The following is a 14,786-nucleotide window of genomic DNA, read 5'->3' as shown; positions in this document are numbered from 1 at the left end:
CACCCCCATTGCAGAAAATCCCATTCTCCTCTAAAGTATTGAAATTAAATTTCAATAAATAAAAAACTACTCTCGGTCGAAATCAATCATTTCCCCAGATTAGAGAGTTGCAGATCCCGTTGTATTCGTGGTGTGAGGAAAAGATGTCGAAACAGGTGTGCAATCCTTTAGCCTTGACTCAGAGCGTTTTAATGGTCAGTTTGTTGGGAACGTTTCCGGCGATCGCAATGGAGCAGAATTCCGATCGAGAAATCATTTCCGAGGCTTCCAATGAAACAATAAAAAAACTTGATTTTGCAACCAACTACCAACTCTCAAATTTAGATGAATCTTTGGCTCAAGTTCCCGTTAATCCTCACAATGGGTTTGGAGAAGTTCAACCGGAGTTAGGGGAAGTTAACTCGCAAACCCAACTCAATGAATACTTTCAAGAAGGGCGAAATTCGCGCAAAAAACAGCAAGTCACATCGGTTTCCCAACTGTCCGACGTGCAACCGACAGACTGGGCCTTTCAAGCCTTACAATCGTTAGTGGAACGTTACGGGTGTATCTCCGGATATCCAGACGGAACCTACAAAGGAAATCGAGCCTTAACCCGCTACGAATTCGCCGCCGGGGTCAACGCTTGTTTAGAACGAATTAACGAACTGATTAACGCCTCAACCGCAGATTTAGTCACCCGAGAAGACTTAGCCACATTGCAACGGTTAATGGAAGAATTCGCCGCAGAATTGGCAGCATTGCGGGGACGAGTTACAGTATTAGAAGCCCGAGCCGCCGAACTCGAAGCCAATCAATTTTCAACAACGACAAAACTCGGCGGTGAAGTGATTTTTTGGATCTCCGATACTTTTGGCGATCGCGCCCAGTATACCATCGCGGGGGGGCCGAATGTTGAAGACAGCGACGATCCCACCCAAACCTTTTTCGGATATCGGGTGCGTTTAGATTTTCTCACCAGTTTTACAGGCCAAGATACGCTATTAACCCGGGTACAAGCCTCGGATGTCACCCTTTTAAGCGACCCGGAACTAACAAATACTTTTATGACAATTCCGAGTGTTGATGATGGAGTAACCGATAGCTTTGTACTGGATGATTTATTTTATATATTTCCCGTGTTCAATGGCAAAGGAGAAGTTTATCTGGGCGCAAACAGTCTCGATTTAGATGACGTTCAAGATCCCCTCAGCCCTATCTCTGACGAAACAACGGGGGTTATTTCTGCTTTTGCGCGTTATAATCCCGCAACGTTTAGAGGCCCCCAAGGAACGGGAGCCGCGTTAAAATATACGTTTAACGATCAGTTCCAATTAAATCTGAGTTATTTAGCCAATGATGCAGCCAATCCCGAGGAAGGATTTGGTTTATTTAACGGGGCGTTTAGTGCCAGCGCCCAACTCATTTATCAACCGACAGATAATTTAGTCTTTGCGGTTGATTATAACCGCAGATACTTTAATCCCGATGACGTCTTTGTTGCGGGTTCAACGGGGAGTTTTATCGCCAATAAACCCTTTGGAGATAATGCGACAACCAGCGATAACTTAGGCTTTCAGTTCAACTGGCGAGTCTTTAATAATTTTGAATTTGGGGGTTGGTTTGGTTCGACTTGGGCCGATCAAAAACAGGGCGGAGATGATAATGCGACCGTGATCAACTGGGCAACAACCCTCGCCTTTCCCGACTTATTAAAAGAGGGAGATATGCTCGGTATTGTCGTCGGAATGCCGCCCAAAATGATTTATCATACAATTGATGATTTGGAAGAAGATGACGATACTTCCATTCATATCGAAAGCTTTTATCGCTTCCAAATCAACGAATATATTGGAATTACCCCCGGATTTTACATCATTACCGACCCCGAACATGATAGTCGTAACGACACCATTTTTGTCGGGGTATTCCGAACCCTATTTCAGTTTTAAAGCTGAAATTTCCGGCTCAGTTTTGGGGCGTAAACGCTACGCCCCTGCTGAATTTTCCAAAAAATTATCTGGCAATGTAAACAGCAAAACCTTAACGCATCTCTTGAGAGTTGAGAAGTCTCAGTCTCAGATTTTTGTGGAGAGCGCCCACACGCTGAAGGGAAATGCCGAGCTTTTGGGCAATTTCTTTATGTTTCAGCCCTTGCTGTAACAGATCATAAACTTCTTGTTCTCTGGGAGTTAATTCAGTTCTACGGTGTCCTTGCATGGTATCTTTTCCACTCGATACTTCTATTTTTATCGGTTTTTACCCGCTACGGCTACGGGGAAAACACGGAACTTTGAAAGTAATTTTTATAACTTATAAATCATTGGAACAAAAACTTTCCAACATTGGAAAAGTGAAACGTTTCCCAGAACCTAAAATCACCTAAATGGGTGAAGTCACCACCGGATACTAAAGCGGATACTAAAAATAGAGAAAAAACATCACCCTGAGAACCACCCCAACTCCCTCCACACAGTTGGGGTTTTTTTTGGGGATTTTTCGCTATGATTTTCACCAGAGCCAATGCAGTGTTGTGAGACAGTCGCGTATGAACACCTCTATTTCTATAGATTGCCTCAAAAAAGGAGCCGCAATAGCAGTTACACTGTTAATAACCAGTTGTTCTTTCACCTCCGCCTCGTCGGACTCCTCAAACGCGAGTCAAACAGCCAGTATTGTTGCGGAGACATCTGCTTCGAGTGACTCAACCCCCGCAGGTAATCAGGTGGCGGTAACAACCCAAGACTTCCAAAAAGTAACGGTATTGGAAGGCTTAGAACATCCCTGGAGTATGGCCTGGTTGCCCGATGGCAATCTACTGATCACCGAAAGACCCGGGCGCCTGCGTATCGTTCGCAATGGCACCCTCGACCCGACACCCATTTCCGGGGTTCCCGAAGTCTTCGCCTTCAAACAGGGCGGCTTGATGGACGTTTCGGTGCATCCTCGCTTTGCCGAAAACCGCTTAATTTACCTCACCTACTCTGACGGTACCCGAGACGCCAACCGCACCCGCATCGCCAGGGCAACCTTTGATGGTCAGGCTTTACAGAATTTACAGGTAATTTTCGAGGTGTCTCAAACCAAATTCGACGGACAACATTTCGGATCTCGGATTGTCTGGTTGCCCGATAATACCATGTTAGTGGCAATTGGCGACGGTGGAAATCCTCCCGTTGAATTAGAAGGCGACCTGATCCGCAAACAGGCCCAAAACCTCAGCAGTCACCTCGGTAAAATTATCCGACTCAATGACGATGGTTCGGCGCCCCAAGATAATCCCTTTGTGAATACTGAAAATGCGGCGCCGGTGGTGTGGAGTTACGGACATCGCAACATTCAAGGACTCACCTTTGACCCGGAAACCGGGCGAGTTTGGTCAACCGAACACGGGGCCAGGGGCGGCGATGAACTGAATTGGGTCAAGGCGGGTGAAAACTACGGTTGGCCCGTTGTGACTCACAGCCGCGAATACAGTGGCGGCGAAATTACTCAAGAGCGATCTCGTCCGGGGATGGTCGATCCGAAAGTGGTTTGGACTCCGGCAACGGCGCCGTCGGGTTTGGCGATTTATACTGGCGATCGCTTTGCATCCTGGAAGGGCGATTTATTCGCGGGGGGTTTGGTTTCCCGAGATGTGCGTCGCATTGAGTTGGATGAGTCGGGAAATGTGGTGACTCAGGAACCGATTGATATTGGTCAAAGGGTTCGAGATGTCAGACAGGGGCCGGATGGTTTATTGTATATTTTGACCGATGAACCCGACGGGCAATTAATTCGTTTTGAACCGGTTTCTGGATAGATACACCCAGATCTCAAAATGGGATTAGATCAAAAGTTTACTTGCTGGATATTTGATTTTTAATCGTTCTGAGCATTCCCATAACAGGCCTGACAAAGGAAATACGATCCCAGCGATTTGTGGTTAGATCGCTGCGTGAACTCTGCTGTATTCCTAAGGTGGGAGAAGCAACCCAGGTGAAAACATCTGGGTTTTTCCGTCGAAAGGTTGAAAGCGCTCCGTCGATAAACATCGGGCCGCCGTCGGGATGTCCGGCCGGTCGTTGCAGTAGTCCTTCTAAAAATTCAATTAGACGGTCAAATATTACTGCATTGACTCCATAACAATGGGTGGTTTCGATGGGGCGAGAATAAGGAATCAGTTTGACGGTATCTGTTGCTTCCAATTTTAATCGATGCCCAAAATAGACGAATCCCCAATTACTTTGGGATAATTGCTCGATAAGCTGGTCTTGGTGAGGTTTGAACTGTGGGGAAAAGCCGAGATCGTCTTCGAGTATTAAAATATTGGGTAAGTTGTCTTCTTTGGCTTTTTTCAGGATGGCCAAATGACTCAAAAAACAGCCTTTAATTCCGATGTTTTTAAACTCTCCGGGATCGTCGGGCCGAATCCCTGCAAAAAATTCCACTTGATCGGGAGTTAGGGGGCTGTCTGGTTTTTCTAATTGTGCCATAATCATCCGGCGTCGATCCGTTCTTTCAGGTAGATTGATCACGTAAGCTCGCGGAAAATATTCGATGACTTTCATCGCCTAATCCTTGTTGAAAAAGGTATGTTTTAAGTTTATTCCAAAGTTTAGTAAAATAGGAAAAAACGCGATCGCAATAAAAACCCCTCTCCGCTGGAAAGAGGGGAAGTGTTGATGTTGTTCTATTGAGCAACTTTTAACCTTGATTAAACGCTTTCACTGAAATCGGTTTAACAAAACGACTGTTAGCCCGCACAAAACAATGACTCGGGCCATTTTCTCCGGCGAGATTTTCTACATAAATCCAGGGGTTTTGTTTGGTATCATAAACCACCCCAAATCCGGCGGGTCCGAGGTTAATTTCAAAGTTTTGTCCTTGTTTGAGTTGACCGACAACCGGCCAGTTTTCAATATCAAATTTCACGGAATTTTGCATTTGTCGCTCAATAAGTTCTTCGTAGCTGAGATCTAGACCGTGACAATCTAACCCGTTCGAGTTCGCATTCACCGCTTCCCAAGTTCTTTGAGGTGAACGGGTAAAATCCCCATTCTTCAAAGGTTTAGGTAAACTTGGCTCGGGATTTTGAGCCACAATGGGGGTTTTGGTGGGGTTTTGTTTAAAGGCTAAAGATGTGCTTTCACAACCCACCGTTCCCATCCAAATTACACCTAAAATTAACAGGGCGCTAAACTTGCGAATGGTGCCAGGATTTGCTTTAATAATTTTAGTAATCATCGGCTTAGACATAACTCAATTGCTTCTCCGGTGAGGCTAAAAGGCCGCACCTCGGTTACTTTGATCTTCACAACTTTACCCCTCAATTCCGCGAGATTTCCGGTAAAGAAAGTTAAACGGTTTCCCCGTGTACGACCCATCACCTGAGACGGATCTCTGGGGTTTTCTCCTTCGACTAATACTTCTTCAATGCGTCCGAAGTACCGTTGAGATCGCTCTGCGGCTTTGACTCCGACCAGATGATTTAATCGTTGTAAACGGTCGGCTTTTACGTCTTCTGGAACTTGATTTTCCCACAGCGCCGCCGGGGTTCCGGGACGGGGTGAATAGGCGGCAGTATTTAACAAATCAAATCCGATATCATCAACCAACTTTAACGTATTTTCAAACTGTTCTTCGGTTTCCCCGGGAAAGCCAACAATGGCATCGGCGCTAATAGAAGCATCCGGCATATATTCGCGAATGGTATTAATAATTCGGCGGTATCTTTCGTGAGTATATCCCCGCGACATTGCCTTCAAAATTTGGTTATCACCGGACTGAAAGGGGATGTGAAAATGTTCGCAAACTTTCGGAAGTTCCGCACAGGCTTTGATTAAACGTTCGGTAAAATAGCGGGGATGACTGGTCGCAAACCGCAGGCGTTCGATACCGGCTACATCGTGAACAAAATACAACAAATCGGTTAAAGTATGTTTGTGTCTTCCTTCGGGGGTAGAACCGGGTAAATCTCGCCCGTAAGCATCAATATTCTGCCCCAACAAAGTCACTTCTTTGTAACCCAATTTCCCCAATTCTTCCATCTCGGCGCGAATGGCTTCGGGGGTGCGTGACTGTTCAATTCCCCGTACATTGGGAACCACACAATAAGTACAGCGTTCGTTACAGCCATAAATCACATTTACCCACGCGGTAACATCGCTATCTCGGCGGGGTTTTGTAATATCTTCGACAATATGAATGGGTTCTGTCGCGACAATTTGATTGCCATTATCGACCTGTTCTAATAATTCTTGCAGACGGTTGGCGTGTTGCGGACCCATGACCAAATCAAGTTCGGGAACCCGTCTGAGTAAGCTTTCTCCTTCTTGTTGGGCAACACATCCGGCGACAATTAACGTTAAATTGGGTTCGGTATGTTTGCGTTTGGCTTGTCTTCCCAAATAGGAATAAACTTTGTGTTCGGCGTTGTCGCGAATGGTGCAAGTATTGTAAAGAACTACATCGGCTTCGTTGGGGTCTTCTGTGAAAAGTAACCCCATTTCTTCTAAAATTCCAGCCATGCGTTCCGAGTCGGCTTTGTTCATTTGACAGCCGAAAGTTGTGATGTGATAGCGACGGGGAGTTGTAGTCATTTTCTGTAAAATTTTCGATTCGCCTCGCAAACAACAGGGTGAATTTTTTCACCCCTTTTTGAGTTTAGTCTTTATATTATAATTCAAAGTTGTCTAAATCGGATTGAGACGACCTCATACCAATTCTTTATGAAGCTACATCTAATTGATCCCCCCCAACCCCCCTTTTTAAGGGGGGAAGCCGCAGGCGGGGGGATACGCCTGACGACACGCTACGCGAACGTCAAAAGTTGCATGATTAGAAAGAAATGGTATCAATTTTTAACAGCAAGGACAAGCATCTGTCTAAATCGCAAATATTCCTCTACCGTAGGGGCTTTCCATCGGTTCGACTGATAACGCCCTCATCTGTCATCTTTTGAGATTGCAGAACTCATTCAATCTAAAATCGATATTTAAGCTAAATGAATTATACTATAAACAAGATTCTGGAGGATAAAATGACGATTGCTAAAAACTTGGAAATACTTCAAAGTGAACCCGAATTTCAAGAGATTGAATATCCGCCCGGTGATTTAGAAAGTCAGGAGCCGCCCTTGGAAAGTGAACTGCATCTGCGACAAATTTTGCTACTGATTCAAATGCTAGAATATCTCTGGCAAGATCGTCAAGATTTCTATGCCTTTGGAAATCTTACCATTTATTACAGTCCAGAACAACAAAAAACTCAAGACTTTAGGGGGCCTGATTTCTTCGTTGTATTAAACACAGAACGCAAACCCCGCAACAGTTGGGTGGTCTGGGAAGAAGGCGGAAAATATCCCAATGTAATTATTGAATTATTATCCCCTTCAACCGCTAATGTAGATCGCACAACGAAAAAAGAAATTTATCAAGATATCTTCCGAACACCCGATTATTTTTGGTTTTCGCCGAATACGTTAGAGTTTCAAGGCTTTCATTTGGTTGACGGAGAATATCAAGAACTCCAACCGAACGAAAGGGGACAGCTTTGGAGTCAACAATTACAATTATTTTTAGGAATAGATGAACATAAATTGAGGTTTTTTACCCCCGAAGGTGAGTTAGTTCCAACTCCTGAAGAATCCGCCCAAACTGAACAACTGCAACGACAAGCCGCAGAGGAACGAGCAATAGCAGCAGAAGAATCCGCCCAAACCGCCCAACAACAACTAGAAATAGAACGCCAACAAAGGGAAAAATTAGCCGCAAAACTGCGGGAATTGAATATTGATCCCGATACACTCTGAGTTGTATAACTCGTTGATGCCATAAACTCAATATAACAAAAAAACAAGTACAAATCATTTGACAATCTTGTATAATTCAAAGTAGTCACAATGACATTGACGTGATTAAAAGATGTGATGAAAATTTTTACGACAAAGGTTAGGGATATGTCTAAAAGGAAATGGATTCGATATACACCCATCGGTTTACTGATTCTGGGTTCGCTGACACTGACAACGGTTCAGACTCACTGGGAATTATCGATTTTGACGGGAGTATTTTTGGCGATTCTTTCCAAAGGAATGAGGCGGCGTTCCCAGAAAACGGAGACAAACCAATCTTAGATAAAAGTTGCAACTCAAGCAATGGTCTAGATTGAGTTTCTATTATCCATAAAATAGAGTTTTGGTGAAACAAAATGGCTTTAGGATATAACAAGGGAGATGCTTATGAACAGCTTATTTTTAACATTCTTCAACAAAAAGGATTTTTATCCCCAAACGCAACTCGGGCAGGTGCAGGAACTGGAGTAGATATAAAATTTTTACATAACTCTGGAGAACATAATTTAGAGGTAAAGCTTGATTTAAACGCTGACTATGGACAAAAAATGTTAAGATGGGATGATGGAGTTTGGTCTTGGAGAGTTCAAGACGAAACCACTGAACTTTATACAAGTATTGGTGTGCTTGAATACATAAATCAAAAAAATGTTATTCCTTACAGATACACTATTCCTCAGAATGAATTAACTAGAGAGCAGAAATCGCTCGATCAAACTAATTTTGAGGATCGCTTATCTATATCCATCAGTGCTGTACACTCCTATTATAAAAGCAAAGGATGTTTTTATATGCAGGTAGGTGGTTATGGTTTTTATCATTTATCAGAGGATGTTCTCGGATTAAAAACACCTCAGTTTAACTGTGGAATAAGATTAAGACTAAGGGCAAAAACAATTCATAGCACACCTATTTATAAATATGGATTTTATGCTGTTTTGAAACCAGAAGGAAAACCCAAAAAGTCACCGTATGATATTGAAGAAAAAGACGGAAGGGTATTTCCTCCCATCTTTCCTTAAATATCAGTTTAGAATAAACTTAGTTGAACAAACTCAGGATCATCATTATTTTCCTCTTTGATATCTGTCAATGGTCCTTTTTCTTTGTACGTGAAGGCTTTCGCCCGAATTTCGGAAATATCTTGAGTAGAATTAGTTTTTTCGAGTTGATGTTTTTGTTCATCTAAGCTTAAAATGCCTTCCCCGATAGCTTTAGCTAATAGAGGCGGAACTGCATTTCCAATTTGTCGCCATTGTTGGGTTAAACTCCCTTTGAAAATAAACTCGGGGGGGAAAGATTGAATGGCTGCTGCTTCTCTAACGGTTAAATACCGATTTTCTGTGGGATGATAGTAAGTGGTGCGACTGGTGTTAATAGTATTAGAAACGGCGTTTCTATCCAACCGTTTTAACTTGGTTTCTCGAAACCGTTGTTCTCGTAAATTCTCCCAATCTACATTAAACCGAAGTTCTAGGGGAAGGTAGGTTAATTCATCTTTTTGATAGCGAATTCCTTTTCCTTCGGGGATGTGATGAATTCGTTTTCGTTCGAGTTCGTTGGGGATTTGTGCGGTTTGAATATCGTGATTAAACGTTGTATTTTGACAGGTTAACAAGTTCTCAAACGCCCAACCGACGGTTCTCGCTGCGGGTAAATTGTCGCTATCTTTGGGAGAATCTTTAAACTGTTTTTCGGGATAAAGATTTTGAACACCAAAGCGATTTCCGAGAAAAATAGTTCGTCTTCTGGCTTGAGGAACTCCGTAATGATGGGCGGCTAAAACTCTGACTTCTATTGTATATCCCAACTCCACAAAAGAATTCAGAATCAACGAAAGGGTCGGTTCATTGTTTCGAGACAGTAACCCGGTCACATTTTCCATGATTAAATAATCGGGTTTTAAAGCCGTAACAATCCGCAGAAATTCAAAGAATAAAAAGTTACGTTTGTCGCCGTTATCGTTCGCCCCAATCGTTGAAAAACCCTGACAGGGAGGCCCACCGCAAATTAAATCAACGGTTTGATTGCCAATTTTTTCGTAAATATCTTCTAGTGCAATTTCTCGCAAATCTCCGCAGATAATATTAGCATGATGATGATTCGCTTTAAAAGTTTCTAAGGAGGCTTTATCCTGGTCAATTCCTAACACACATTCAAACCCCGCTTGTTCTAAACCGCAGGACATTCCCCCCGCACCTGAAAACAAATCAATAAACGTTTTAGCCATTGCAAAAAATCAAAGATTAACTCCTGTATTTCCATAATAATATTATTCTATCACTCAAAAATTCGCTAAATTCTGAGAAACACTCAAAAACCCGGTTTATCAAAGAAACCGGATTTTTATTTAAAAGCGGGTTTCTAGCGAAATCTCGATGAGGATACAAAATTTCCCGCACAAAAACCCGGTTTCTACATTTATGCTGAAATCATTGGAGAATTTACGCGATCGCCGTAATAGGATTTATTATAAATAACCGACATTAACATTGAGCGGTGTTAAAATAGTATCAATACACCCGAGTAAAATAAGGGCGATCGCGATCGCTCCCCGGACTGCTAATATTGAAGCATGAAATTTAAGCCCAGAAAAGATAACCATGAGTTTAGTGATTTCCGATGACCTAGTAAAAGCCAGTGGCTTTTCAGAAAATGAGCTATTTTTAGAAATTGTGCTGATGTTGTTTCAGCAAGATAAAATTAGTTTGGGAAAAGCCAGTGAGTTATTGGGGCTGCATCGGATGCAGTTTCAAAAACTGATTTCTGAGCGCGGTATTTGCATTCATTATGATATTGATGAGTTTCAGGAAGACCTCAAGATCTTAGAGGAAACGGAGTAGTGATGATTGTTGTCAGCAACACTTCACCTATTTCTAATTTGGCAAAGGTCGGGCAACTTAACCTAATTTATCAGCTTTATGGGAGGATTTTAATTCCCAGTGCGGTGCATGAGGAATTATTGGATCAAAGGGCTGGTGACACTGTAATTACAGCAGTGCGATCGGCCACTTGGATTGATATTCAATCCGTACAAAATCAAAGGTTGGTTGATGATTTAAGAATTCGTGTCAATGTGGGAGAGGCTGAAGCTATTGCACTGGCGATTGAAGTTAAAGCAGACCGCTTAATCATCGATGAACGGTTAGGCAGACAAGCTGCCAGAGATTTCGGGGTAAAGATTACTGGAGTTTTAGGAATTCTTCTATTGGCAAAGCGCCAAAAACTCATTCTAGAAGTTAAGCCGATTATGGATCATTTAATAGAACGAGCAAATTTCCGAATTAGTAGCCAACTGTACGCGGAGGTTTTGATGGCTGCAAATGAGTCAGTTACTTAAGGAAGTGGCGATCGCGTAGTGTTTCGGAAAGAGTGATAGATCGCGGATAAGAAACCGGGTTTCTAGTTCAATCTGGGTGGGGATGAGAAACTCTGATAGAAACCCGGTTTCTGAATCTCCGGTGCGATCGCTATTTGTAGTTTGTAGGTTGGGTGAAACACAGTGAAACCTAACAGTATTTAGAGATGGTAGTGTTGGCTTTCGTGCTTCAACTCAACCTACTAGCTGAAGCGATGACTTTTATTTTTTTGAAGTAAACAAATTAATGATAAATCCTAAAAATATCGCAATACATACCATCCATATAAAAGAAATAGGATAAATATACCAAAACCATTGAGGATGTTTTAGTTCTGAAAAACGGAATTTTTCGATAAAAGCGCCTTCTATGAAAAAACATCCAAATCCAATTATAACCATAGCAAATGGCATTAACAAAACCATTTGTATTACTTCAGAATTGAGTTCTGGTCTCGAATTTGAGAACATATAGCTAAATAACGAAACCACTGCAAAAATAACACCTGTAATCAACCAGCCAATAATATATTTTTTCTGAAATCCTAGTTTATTTGAGTTGTCTGAGTTCATAATCAAGTACCTACTACTTTTTCAAAATTTGAGTTCCGTGAGAGTGCATTCTGAAATAGGGGCAAAGATTGAAGAAGATAGTCCCTCCTCAAAAACTCTATCCTTTGCTTATTTTCTATTGCCATATTTGGTAATTTCTCATAAAAGAAGCCAACTTTTCTAACAAAAATCTGACAAGCTTCTTGAGAGGCAAACTACCATTGACAAACTGAGCAAGCTGAGGGCCGATTTGGTAATACACACTGACTAATAAACGACCTGTAGGATTAGTTAACAGAGTGCGATCACGAAATTGTCTAAATGTGTCCAAATCGGGATGATTGCTACTTGAATAGGCTGCTGTGGCAACAAAGCAACCACCACGTTCTTCTAAACTCAATGGGCAAATTTTTTCACTAGATATGTCAGACAATGCTTTTCTGATAGTCTTCAATGATTCATTTGATTCCTCTTTTATGGGCTGAAGATTGCTTAATTTTTCTTGATTTTTAAGAACATTGGAATTGACGGATTTTGCGTAATCCTTTATATTTCCATATCGGCTTAATTCTTTCTCGTCAAAAACCGGCTCGTACTCATCAAGCTGCTCGGCAATCTGCACAAGTTTAGATTCAAGATATACTTTGACAATTGAATCGCTGTTATAAAAACCCGAAATCAAGTACAGTAGATTGAATAAATCGAATAAAGTCTGAGAAAATACGATTCCGGCATTAGTTGGGTTTACATCTTGCGTACTTATGGCAACTGAAACAGCAATCACCTCGGATTTGAATTTCGCATAAATTGCATATGCTTCAAGAGCCGAAATATAGTTTTTTAATGCTTGAGTATAATCTTTTCGTTCTTTATAAAAATCACCTCTACCCATCAATCTTACAACTTCTTCCCTGGCTCGGTCAGCATTCTGTTTTAACATATACTCAATATCTGAGGTATCTGACATACTTTATCTCTCCTTGTTTGTACGAGTCTAATCCCAAAAATTGAATTTTACTTATACCTACCCAAATGGTATCGACTTTGAATGGCAGCAATGACACTGGGGTTGTTATAGTAAGCCGCACCATTGGGTTGGAAATCAGATTAAGGGCAATGCCTAGTGTTTTACCTCATTTGCTTACCTGTTGTTGCATAGAAGTTTGCTTTCTTCCATGCCTCTTGAGCAGACTTAGCCTTACCAGCATATTCACTGCCAACGTATACATCACCACTCTGGTTATCCCAAAAGTAGTAGTATTCAGAGCCAGTTGGTGTTTTTACCGTTCCCATTTGCTTGCGTGCCATTGTATGTCTCCTTATACTTGAGTTTGTTTCCTAGCCGATGTTGTTTCAGCAAGATAAAATTAGTTTGGGCAAAGCCAGTGAGCTATTAGGACTGCATTGGATTCAGTTTCAAAAACTGATTTATGAATAGGATTTATTTATTTATGACCACTATTATTTTCTGCCCATAATTCTAGTTCGTCAATACTATAAAAGTGGGATTTAGGGGGTATTTATTAAGACTTGAAAAGTGAAAAAAGTGGGAAAAGTGGGATTTGGTGGTTAAAAGGCGGATAATGTGGGATAATTGATAGTTGAAGTAGACCCAACTACAACCGAATTTAAGAGCTATGGAGATTCAAGAAGCTTTGCGGTGGACGGATGAGTTGATTTTTACTAGAACGGGGAAGCGTCTGGATTCACTGCAACGGGCTATTTTGGAGGGGGCATGGGATGGGAAAGGATATAAGGATATCGCTGAGAAATACCACTGTAGTAACGATCATGTGAAAAAATCTGCATCGGAATTATGGAAACTTTTGTCGGATTTGTTGGGAGAGAATGTAAAAAAAAAGAATGTGCGATCGCTGGTTGAAAATGGGGTATTTTCTTATTACAATGACGGGCTACATATTGGTAATCAAATAAATGTCTGTAACGACCCATAAAATCCCTCAAAAAAACCCAAAAACCGATCGCCCTCCACCCCAAAAAAAGAATCTCAACCCCGCCACGACCTCAGCCAATCTCCTGAAAATATTCGATTCTACAACCGCACCGACGAACTGGCTACTCTCAAACAGTGGATATTAGAAGAAAATAGCCGTATTATCACTATAACCGGATTATCAGGTATTGGTAAAACCGCCCTCGCTAGACAACTGGTTGAACAAATAAAAGACAACTTTGTTCGCATTTTATGGCGCAGTCATCGAAAATTCCCGACTCTGAACGCCCTACAAAGTAACATCATCGAATTTCTGGCGCCCGCTTCACCCCTGAAAAACCCATCGATGATCAACTACTTCAACTCGCGTAGTTCTATCTTAGAACATTTGAGAAACCACCGTTGTTTAATTATCCTCGATGACTTACAAGAAACATTAACCCCCGGTGAATCCGTCGGAAATTATCTTCCAGAATACCAAAACTATGGTCGTCTCATCGACGAAATTGGACGATTTTCCCATCAGAGTTGTTTGTTGCTACTCAGTTGGGAACAACCCCTAGAAATTGCGACTCTAGAAGCTGAAGATTGCTACTGCAAAACTTTACAAATTCCCGGCTTAGGGAAATCAGCTAGCCAACTTTTAACCGCCAGAAAACTCCAAGATAAAAATCAATGGTCGCGGCTGATAGAACTTTACAACGGCAACCCTTTATGGTTAAATATAATTGCCACTGCTATTCTCGATTTATTTAACGGTAGCGTCCAACAATTCCTCTCCTATTCTACCCTATTTTTAGGAGACTTAGAACCTATCCTCAAGCAACATTATCAACGTCTATCAGAATCCGAGAAAATCCTAATTAACTGGTTAGCAAACCAAGACAAACCCGTAGATATCAGCGATAAACCCCCCGAACTTTTATCAGACTCCGATTTTTTAAAAGCGATACAATCCCTAAGAAAACGGAATTTTCTCGATAAATCTCCGGCTTTAACCCTACAACCCGCGATTAAACAATATGTCAATAACTTGAATCTTTAGGCTTCTAATACCATTTCTTTCTAATCATGCAACTTTTAATGATCCCCCCTTAATCCCCCCTTAA

At 41.8% G+C, this 14,786-nt stretch carries 16 protein-coding genes and 2 pseudogenes; 9 read left to right on the top strand and 9 right to left on the bottom strand.

Annotated features, from left to right (window positions below):
* Positions 1-143: 143 nt before the first annotated feature.
* Positions 144-1,931, top strand: a complete 1,788-nt coding sequence (locus ACL6C3_RS00400; RefSeq protein ID WP_413164300.1) for an iron uptake porin — start codon at positions 144-146, stop codon at positions 1,929-1,931.
* Between the two features lie 91 nt (positions 1,932-2,022).
* On the opposite strand, the gene ACL6C3_RS00395 is transcribed toward ACL6C3_RS00400, so the two are convergent.
* Positions 2,023-2,199 (bottom strand): LuxR C-terminal-related transcriptional regulator, encoded by a 177-nt coding sequence (locus tag ACL6C3_RS00395; protein ID WP_413164299.1) that lies wholly within the window; start codon positions 2,197-2,199, stop codon positions 2,023-2,025.
* 328 nt (positions 2,200-2,527) lie between these two features.
* On the opposite strand from ACL6C3_RS00395, the gene ACL6C3_RS00390 reads away from it, so the two are divergent.
* Positions 2,528-3,781 (top strand): PQQ-dependent sugar dehydrogenase, encoded by a 1,254-nt coding sequence (locus ACL6C3_RS00390; protein ID WP_413164298.1) that lies wholly within the window; start codon positions 2,528-2,530, stop codon positions 3,779-3,781.
* 37 nt (positions 3,782-3,818) lie between these two features.
* Here the strand turns inward: ACL6C3_RS00390 and ACL6C3_RS00385 are convergent, their stop codons facing one another.
* From ACL6C3_RS00385 to miaB, 3 genes are all read right to left on the bottom strand, one after another.
* Positions 3,819-4,529 (bottom strand): glycosyltransferase family 25 protein, encoded by a 711-nt coding sequence (locus ACL6C3_RS00385; protein ID WP_413164296.1) that lies wholly within the window; start codon positions 4,527-4,529, stop codon positions 3,819-3,821.
* A 136-nt stretch (positions 4,530-4,665) separates the two neighbouring features.
* Complete coding sequence (locus tag ACL6C3_RS00380; protein WP_413164295.1) at positions 4,666-5,205, bottom strand: hypothetical protein; 540 nt, start codon at positions 5,203-5,205, stop codon at positions 4,666-4,668.
* On the bottom strand, positions 5,202-6,560 hold the full coding sequence (gene miaB / locus ACL6C3_RS00375; RefSeq protein ID WP_413164293.1) for a tRNA (N6-isopentenyl adenosine(37)-C2)-methylthiotransferase MiaB: 1,359 nt from the start codon (positions 6,558-6,560) through the stop codon (positions 5,202-5,204). The genes ACL6C3_RS00380 and miaB overlap by 4 nt, the downstream gene beginning before the upstream one ends.
* A gap of 440 nt (positions 6,561-7,000) precedes the next feature.
* Between miaB and ACL6C3_RS00370 the strand changes: the two genes are divergently transcribed.
* From ACL6C3_RS00370 to ACL6C3_RS00360, 3 genes are all read left to right on the top strand, one after another.
* Entirely contained in the window at positions 7,001-7,771 is a 771-nt protein-coding gene (locus ACL6C3_RS00370) for a Uma2 family endonuclease (RefSeq protein ID WP_413164292.1), read from the top strand.
* Positions 7,772-7,918: 147 nt separating this feature from the next.
* A complete protein-coding gene (locus tag ACL6C3_RS00365; protein WP_413164290.1) occupies positions 7,919-8,095 on the top strand; it encodes a hypothetical protein in 177 nt (58 codons plus the stop codon).
* Positions 8,096-8,169: 74 nt separating this feature from the next.
* Positions 8,170-8,835: a hypothetical protein gene (locus tag ACL6C3_RS00360; RefSeq protein ID WP_413164288.1), complete on the top strand. Its 666-nt coding sequence runs from the start codon at positions 8,170-8,172 to the stop codon at positions 8,833-8,835.
* A gap of 8 nt (positions 8,836-8,843) precedes the next feature.
* Here the strand turns inward: ACL6C3_RS00360 and ACL6C3_RS00355 are convergent, their stop codons facing one another.
* Together ACL6C3_RS00355 and ACL6C3_RS00350 are read right to left on the bottom strand one after the other, a co-directional pair.
* Positions 8,844-10,043: a DNA cytosine methyltransferase gene (locus ACL6C3_RS00355; RefSeq protein WP_413164286.1), complete on the bottom strand. Its 1,200-nt coding sequence runs from the start codon at positions 10,041-10,043 to the stop codon at positions 8,844-8,846.
* 240 nt (positions 10,044-10,283) lie between these two features.
* A complete protein-coding gene (locus ACL6C3_RS00350; protein WP_413164285.1) occupies positions 10,284-10,418 on the bottom strand; it encodes a hypothetical protein in 135 nt (44 codons plus the stop codon).
* Between ACL6C3_RS00350 and ACL6C3_RS00345 the strand changes: the two genes are divergently transcribed.
* On the top strand, positions 10,417-10,656 hold the full coding sequence (locus ACL6C3_RS00345) for a UPF0175 family protein (protein ID WP_413164283.1): 240 nt from the start codon (positions 10,417-10,419) through the stop codon (positions 10,654-10,656). The genes ACL6C3_RS00350 and ACL6C3_RS00345 overlap by 2 nt on opposite strands.
* Before the next feature lie 2 nt (positions 10,657-10,658).
* Positions 10,659-11,153 carry a DUF3368 domain-containing protein gene (locus tag ACL6C3_RS00340; protein WP_413164282.1) on the top strand — a complete coding sequence of 165 codons (495 nt, stop codon included), beginning with the start codon at positions 10,659-10,661 and terminating at the stop codon, positions 11,151-11,153.
* A 240-nt stretch (positions 11,154-11,393) separates the two neighbouring features.
* Here the strand turns inward: ACL6C3_RS00340 and ACL6C3_RS00335 are convergent, their stop codons facing one another.
* From ACL6C3_RS00335 to ACL6C3_RS00325, 3 genes are all read right to left on the bottom strand, one after another.
* Complete coding sequence (locus tag ACL6C3_RS00335) at positions 11,394-11,744, bottom strand: hypothetical protein (protein WP_413164280.1); 351 nt, start codon at positions 11,742-11,744, stop codon at positions 11,394-11,396.
* A gap of 115 nt (positions 11,745-11,859) precedes the next feature.
* A complete protein-coding gene (locus tag ACL6C3_RS00330; protein WP_413164278.1) occupies positions 11,860-12,690 on the bottom strand; it encodes a CFI-box-CTERM domain-containing protein in 831 nt (276 codons plus the stop codon).
* Between the two features lie 161 nt (positions 12,691-12,851).
* Positions 12,852-13,031, bottom strand: a complete 180-nt coding sequence (locus ACL6C3_RS00325; protein WP_413164277.1) for a hypothetical protein — start codon at positions 13,029-13,031, stop codon at positions 12,852-12,854.
* Positions 13,032-13,068: 37 nt separating this feature from the next.
* On the opposite strand from ACL6C3_RS00325, the pseudogene ACL6C3_RS00320 reads away from it, so the two are divergent.
* Both ACL6C3_RS00320 and ACL6C3_RS00315 read left to right on the top strand, forming a co-directional pair.
* A pseudogene (locus ACL6C3_RS00320) lies at positions 13,069-13,161 on the top strand (UPF0175 family protein); the annotation flags it as partial.
* A gap of 199 nt (positions 13,162-13,360) precedes the next feature.
* A pseudogene (locus tag ACL6C3_RS00315) lies at positions 13,361-14,722 on the top strand (NB-ARC domain-containing protein).
* The last annotated feature ends 64 nt before the right edge of the window (positions 14,723-14,786 follow it).

The organism is Capilliphycus salinus ALCB114379 (assembly GCF_047276495.1).
Lineage (GTDB): Bacteria > Cyanobacteriota > Cyanobacteriia > Cyanobacteriales > Microcoleaceae > Capilliphycus > Capilliphycus salinus.
Note: the sequence above shows the minus strand (reverse complement) of the source record. Positions and strands in the feature narration are given on the sequence as shown.

What these genes read in the sequence shown, in the direction of transcription:
- ACL6C3_RS00400 (WP_413164300.1), top strand. Translation starts at nt 144, where the DNA reads ATGTCGAAACAGGTGTGCAATCCTTTAGCCTTGACTCAGAGCGTTTTA.
- ACL6C3_RS00395 (WP_413164299.1), bottom strand. Translation starts at nt 2,199, where the DNA reads ATGCAAGGACACCGTAGAACTGAATTAACTCCCAGAGAACAAGAAGTT.
- ACL6C3_RS00390 (WP_413164298.1), top strand. Translation starts at nt 2,528, where the DNA reads ATGAACACCTCTATTTCTATAGATTGCCTCAAAAAAGGAGCCGCAATA.
- ACL6C3_RS00385 (WP_413164296.1), bottom strand. Translation starts at nt 4,529, where the DNA reads ATGAAAGTCATCGAATATTTTCCGCGAGCTTACGTGATCAATCTACCT.
- ACL6C3_RS00380 (WP_413164295.1), bottom strand. Translation starts at nt 5,205, where the DNA reads ATGATTACTAAAATTATTAAAGCAAATCCTGGCACCATTCGCAAGTTT.
- miaB (WP_413164293.1), bottom strand. Translation starts at nt 6,560, where the DNA reads ATGACTACAACTCCCCGTCGCTATCACATCACAACTTTCGGCTGTCAA.
- ACL6C3_RS00370 (WP_413164292.1), top strand. Translation starts at nt 7,001, where the DNA reads ATGACGATTGCTAAAAACTTGGAAATACTTCAAAGTGAACCCGAATTT.
- ACL6C3_RS00365 (WP_413164290.1), top strand. Translation starts at nt 7,919, where the DNA reads ATGTCTAAAAGGAAATGGATTCGATATACACCCATCGGTTTACTGATT.
- ACL6C3_RS00360 (WP_413164288.1), top strand. Translation starts at nt 8,170, where the DNA reads ATGGCTTTAGGATATAACAAGGGAGATGCTTATGAACAGCTTATTTTT.
- ACL6C3_RS00355 (WP_413164286.1), bottom strand. Translation starts at nt 10,043, where the DNA reads ATGGCTAAAACGTTTATTGATTTGTTTTCAGGTGCGGGGGGAATGTCC.
- ACL6C3_RS00345 (WP_413164283.1), top strand. Translation starts at nt 10,417, where the DNA reads ATGAGTTTAGTGATTTCCGATGACCTAGTAAAAGCCAGTGGCTTTTCA.
- ACL6C3_RS00350 (WP_413164285.1), bottom strand. Translation starts at nt 10,418, where the DNA reads ATGGTTATCTTTTCTGGGCTTAAATTTCATGCTTCAATATTAGCAGTC.
- ACL6C3_RS00340 (WP_413164282.1), top strand. Translation starts at nt 10,659, where the DNA reads ATGATTGTTGTCAGCAACACTTCACCTATTTCTAATTTGGCAAAGGTC.
- ACL6C3_RS00335 (WP_413164280.1), bottom strand. Translation starts at nt 11,744, where the DNA reads ATGAACTCAGACAACTCAAATAAACTAGGATTTCAGAAAAAATATATT.
- ACL6C3_RS00330 (WP_413164278.1), bottom strand. Translation starts at nt 12,690, where the DNA reads ATGTCAGATACCTCAGATATTGAGTATATGTTAAAACAGAATGCTGAC.
- ACL6C3_RS00325 (WP_413164277.1), bottom strand. Translation starts at nt 13,031, where the DNA reads ATGGCACGCAAGCAAATGGGAACGGTAAAAACACCAACTGGCTCTGAA.